General features: G+C 37.2%; 1 protein-coding gene. It reads left to right on the plus strand.

The genetic code is table 11. The features are described 5' to 3' along the window. The coding region (locus HMPREF0077_RS10800) for an FMN-binding protein (protein WP_004837567.1) at positions 1–1,496 on the plus strand (1,496 nt) is incomplete at both ends.

The raw sequence follows: 1,496 nt of genomic DNA on the forward strand, positions 1-1,496 counted from the left end.
ATTCCAGATGATGGTTCTGTAACTATTGATATAATAAAAAGACCTGATATGTCAAAGAAAGTTACCAAAGCAAGACTTGAGTTTAAATCAAAATATGTTTCTGGAACCTCAAAGGTTTGGGTAGGTGTTATCTTAGAAGATAAACCTAAATTTGATCCAAAAGCTCAGTTGGAAAAAACTATAGATAGTCTAACCGTCAGATCAAAGCTTCTCAATGGAGAATTTATGGGCTACGGAGTAGGCTTTGATGTATCCAGAGGAAAACTAAAGACAATAGTAAAAATAGAAAATGGGGATATCAAGCAAGTAACCTTTGTTGAAGGTAAGGGATATTCTGGTGACCAATATAGGACTATGTCATCAAAGGCTATCTCATACCTAGCTGGGGATAATGGCAAGAGAAATGTCGCAATCCTTAGAGCTCACGAAAGCTATGTAAACCAAATCATGGCAGTTGATGATATGGATAAGAGAAAGAAAAAGGCTGAAGAACTCCTAGGCAAAGAATACGCTGATAGGATAACAGACCTAAGAAGACCAGAAATGATTTCACCAATAGTTAGAGAGTTTATAGCTGGAAAGCTTGGAGGAGAAGCTAAACAAATGCTAGATGCTGTTACAGGTGCAACTCTAACATCAGGAGGTCTTGGTCAATCAGTAGACAACGCCCTAAGAATGTCAGCCAATGACAAGGAAACTGGAAACGACATCAAAGAAATCAATATAGTAGAACCAAGTGATGTAAATGGATTAACAGGTCAAAAGATTCTAAAACAAGATAGATCAAAGGCCTTGGACCTAAGTCGCTTAAAACTTGAACTTGTACACAAAGACGGCAAAAAGGAAGTTGTTGAATACAAGGACTTCAAAGCTAAGGGCATAGAAATAAAAGACAGGGATACAGGCAAAACACTTGAAAACAATACTCGACTAACAAATGAAGAGATGAATCAAGCTATAATTGCTGACGTTACCCACAAGGGCTCAATGAGAAGCACAGACTTCGCTATCCAATTCGAAACATACAGTGACGATTATATAGTAGCCATGGAATATAAATTCGATGGTGGAAATTGGCAAGAACTAGCAAATCCAGCTAAGGATGCTAACAATGTTTCTTACAGGCAAACAATCAAAATTAACGATGCAAATCGTGGAAAGAATGCAAGCTTCAGACTCAAAACAAAATCTGGCAAGACCTATGAATATACTTGCACAAGCCCAATTACAGACTACGACTTTAAGTACACCTTCCTAAAGGGTAAAGATGTAGCAACAGACAATCCAAATGCTAACTTCGCTCTCTATATCACTTTCCAAAAAGAAGGATCTACAGAATCTAAACCAGATGTAGAAAAACCAGATGATGAAGGTGGCGAAGGTTCAGATTATGAAATACCAAAAGATGCAGTGGAAGTAGGAGCTAGTGATATTAATGCAAATCTAGCCGCATCTTACATTAATTATAAGGAAATAAGTCCTATAACAATTAATGC

The sequence above is a fragment of the Anaerococcus tetradius ATCC 35098 genome (assembly GCF_000159095.1).
Lineage (GTDB): Bacteria > Bacillota > Clostridia > Tissierellales > Peptoniphilaceae > Anaerococcus > Anaerococcus tetradius.